Here is a 3,645-nt window from a genome sequence, read left to right on the forward strand (position 1 = left end):
CCGCTACCCCATCCAAAAGTTCAACCTGACCGCCAAACCTTTTCTGCCTTTCGCATCACCCCCGCTTGCACTATTTCCCCGCTTCGCTCTCCCTACCTTTTCTTCACTTCTTTACCGCTCCTTACATCTTCCTTACACCCGCTTACCAAAATAGGACTGCAAAGGTAAGAAAGAGTAATGAACTTGCAAGTTATACAGCTAAAAAATTATAAATTTCTTCTAACTATTATGTCTTCTTCCTTCGCACGGACATAGAGAACTGTACTTAGACTTTTTTGGTTCTACATTTTAAAAAAAAAAAGGGTTGCGAGCGGCAACCCTTTGAAATAAAAGTATCACTAGTTTAACGACTAGCTAGTCGCTCCGCTTCACCAAATAGTTTCAGAGCTTTTTGCAGCACCTGATTTCGTTCATTAAATATAGAAAATGCTCCATCGTTACCCCAAACTCCACGCGCAATCTGTCCTTTCACTCGGTTCTTGATAAGATCTTTCGCCTTTTCTACTTCTTCTTTATCAACTTCTTCACCATTCTTACGAGTAATATTAACTATTTCATCAACCATTTCGTCAGTCACCTCAAAGTTACTGATATAGTCTTGAAGCTTCATGCTTTCTAGTTCTTTCTTATTGTTTTCGTAGTAGAGAAGTGTATACTCACGAATGGCATTGGTATTATAGAGCTTGCCTAGTGAGGAATTCCCAATATTTGATGTATCTAACGGCACAAAGAAATCAGGCATAATTCCACCGCCGCCGTACACAAGTCTTCCTTTATTAATGGTCTCGTATTTGAGTGAGTCATCAAAGTGAATACTATCGGCGCTGAACAGTTCTCCGTGCTCGTAACGGTAGCGCACATCCTGACTGTACTCAGCAGCACCTTCTTCGTAGGGCTTCTGAATAGAGCGTCCACTAGGAGTATAATAGCGAGAAATGGTTAACCGCAGCTCCGAACCATCATCTAATGGAATAGGCATTTGCACTAGTCCTTTTCCAAAAGATCGCCTTCCTACAATTAGTGCTCTATCGTTGTCTTGCAGGGCACCGGCAACAATTTCTGAGGCTGAAGCACTTCCTTCGTTAATTAGTACAATAATCGGTTGGCTCTCAAATAATCCTTCACGGTAAGCTCGTGCCTGGGAGTTATAACGCGGCTGTTTACCTTCAGTGTACACAATCATAGCATCATCTCTGAGGAACTCATCTGCCATATTAATGGCTTTATCCATATAGCCCCCCGGATTATCTTGCAAATCTAAAATAAGTTTCTTCATTCCATCTGACTTTAGCTCAGAAAGAGCTTCTCGGAACTCATCGTAGGTAGTTGCCTGAAAGCGACTTACTTTAATGTAACCAACTTCGCTATCTACCATATAGCTAGCATCTACTGATTCTTGAGGAATTTTATCACGAATAATGGTAAAATCCATGAGGCCTTTTGCGCCCTTACGCTTAATCTCCACTTTTACTTCAGTACCTTTTTTGCCTCGGAGCAGATCAAAAACATCACGGTTATCAATTCCGGTACCGGCTACTATCTCACCATCTACTTTTACAATTTTATCACCACTTTGCAAGCCAACTTCTTCTGAGGGGCCTCCACTGAGGGGAGCCACTACGTAGATTGTATCTTTTATAATGTTAAATTCTATCCCAATTCCTTCAAACTCACCTTCCAATTGTGACTTAGCCAATTCCAGTTCTTTAGCAGGAATATATACTGAATGCGGATCTAGTTTTTCTAGCATACGACTGATAGCCGTTTCTACCAGATCATCGGTATCTACCTTATCTACATAATCACGCTGAACGTAGGTAAGGATTTCTTTGAACTTTAGATAACCACTAATGATGTCACTTTTGGCTCCATCGCCATCGGCCATGGTGGCTCCGATAAGAATTCCGGCAGCTACGGCAATAGTAAGTAGAATAGGGAGACGAATTTGAAATTTTGAATTGCTGGTTTTACTCACGGCTCTTCATTTAATGATATGTAGATAATAATTTGGGGTTGATTGATATTTAGGGCTGTGTAGGAAAAATAGTGGAGGTCAATATAGCGATTTGCGTACTAAAATAACATAAATAGGTGGCTTTCGTTCTTCAAAGTTGAATATAATGTTACAATCTGCTAATTTTATATATTTAAAACGATAGATTATTCCTGATATTGGAACAGATGAATATTCATACGCACAAACGTATTGCTGAGTTGGTTGATGAGAATTATGCTTATGCGTCTGTTCTCTATTACTTTGGTATTACGTTCTATGATTACGATGAAAAAACGTTGGAGCAAGTCTGCCGGGAGCGAGGGCTCAACGTTCACGAAGTAATTCAAGACTTGGAAGCAATCTACGAACAAGATGAAGATGAAGTAGTAGGCTTGTCGGCTCTTCCAGTTGATGTTATCATAGCTTATTTAAAACATACCCACTTTCAGTTTATTAAAAAGCGACTACCGTACCTAAGTAAACTCATTCATCACCTTCCTACCCATCGGTACCCTAACATTGTAGAAGATCTTCAGTTTGTCTTTCCTTTGTTTGTAGAAGATATTATTCATCATATCTACGAAGAAGAAGACGATTTTTTCTCTTATGTTCTAGAACTTCAGTCAGCTTATCAGGCCAACCAGCCTAGCTCGAGTCTCTATTTAAATATGGAAAAACGTTCCATTCAGGAGTTTGCCATCCACCACGACATAGACGACGATGAAATGGCGGGCATTCGACAGATTACCAACGATTATACTACTAAAAATATCGATAGCTTGCACCTGCGCGTAGTGTACGCTGAGCTACAAAAATTTGAACGTGAACTATGCATTCATGCCAGTGTAGAAAATGAAATTCTATTTCCAAAGGCTCTGATGTTAGAAAAACAGGTACAGAAGATTATGCGGTCTAAAGTTCGCTTCAATTAATTAGTATGGGCCGTCTGGTAGGTATTGATTACGGTTTAAAACGAGTAGGCTTAGCTGTAACCGATCCACTTCGTATCATTGCTACCCCGTTAGAGACTGTGGCAGCATCGCAGATTATTGTATTTCTTAGAGAATATTGTCAGAAAGAAGAAGTGGATGCTTTTGTAGTGGGGTTACCTAAAAAATTAGATAATACCGATACTCACGCTACCAAACCTACGCAGAGTTTTGTTAAACAACTACAAAAGCAGTTTTCTCAGCCGATTTATTGGGAAGACGAACGCTTTACCTCTAAAATGGCTTTAGATGCTATGATTGCCGCCGGAACGACTAAGAAATATCGGCGGCAAAAAGGAAACATTGACAAAGTGAGTGCCACTATTATTTTGCAATCGTATTTAGAGAAAGCATGATTTATCCTGTAGTACTGTACGGCGACCCCGTACTGAAGAAACCTACCGAAGCCGTTGACTTCGATCAGATTGATGTAAAGCAGCTTAGCGAAGACATGTTCGAGACCATGTACCAGGCTAGTGGGGTAGGGTTAGCCGCTCCCCAGATTGGTAAAAGCCTTCGGATATTTGTCATCGATAGCACCCCGCTGGATGAAGACGAAGGGAATGAGGGTATCCGAAAAGTGTTTGTTAATCCGGAAATTATAGAAACGGAAGGAGATGACTGGCCTTTTGAAGAAGGCTGCTTAAGTATTCCAGGTGT

The 3,645-nt window shown here is 40.6% G+C and carries 4 protein-coding genes; 3 read left to right on the top strand and 1 reads right to left on the bottom strand.

All coding sequences use genetic code 11. The features are described 5' to 3' along the window. Window positions 1-343: 343 nt before the first annotated feature. Window positions 344-1,975, bottom strand: coding sequence for a S41 family peptidase (locus tag WBA23_RS14710; protein ID WP_424583038.1), 1,632 nt, complete (start codon window positions 1,973-1,975; stop codon window positions 344-346). A gap of 206 nt (window positions 1,976-2,181) precedes the next feature. On the opposite strand from WBA23_RS14710, the gene WBA23_RS14715 reads away from it, so the two are divergent. The 3 genes from WBA23_RS14715 to WBA23_RS14725 all read left to right on the top strand — a co-directional run. Next, window positions 2,182-2,928, top strand: coding sequence for an iron-sulfur cluster repair di-iron protein (locus WBA23_RS14715; RefSeq protein ID WP_424583039.1), 747 nt, complete (start codon window positions 2,182-2,184; stop codon window positions 2,926-2,928). A 5-nt stretch (window positions 2,929-2,933) separates the two neighbouring features. Beyond that, the gene (ruvX, locus tag WBA23_RS14720; RefSeq protein WP_424583040.1) at window positions 2,934-3,341 is read left to right on the top strand and encodes a Holliday junction resolvase RuvX; all 408 of its coding nucleotides are present in this window, start codon (window positions 2,934-2,936) and stop codon (window positions 3,339-3,341) included. After that, a partial coding sequence (locus WBA23_RS14725) for a peptide deformylase (RefSeq protein ID WP_424583041.1) occupies window positions 3,338-3,645 on the top strand: 308 nt, incomplete at its 3' end. The genes ruvX and WBA23_RS14725, both read left to right, overlap by 4 nt.

Source organism: Tunicatimonas sp., from assembly GCF_049647865.1.
Lineage (GTDB): Bacteria > Bacteroidota > Bacteroidia > Cytophagales > Cyclobacteriaceae > Tunicatimonas.

What these genes read in the sequence shown, in the direction of transcription:
- ruvX (WP_424583040.1), top strand. Translation starts at nt 2,934, where the DNA reads ATGGGCCGTCTGGTAGGTATTGATTACGGTTTAAAACGAGTAGGCTTA.
- WBA23_RS14715 (WP_424583039.1), top strand. Translation starts at nt 2,182, where the DNA reads ATGAATATTCATACGCACAAACGTATTGCTGAGTTGGTTGATGAGAAT.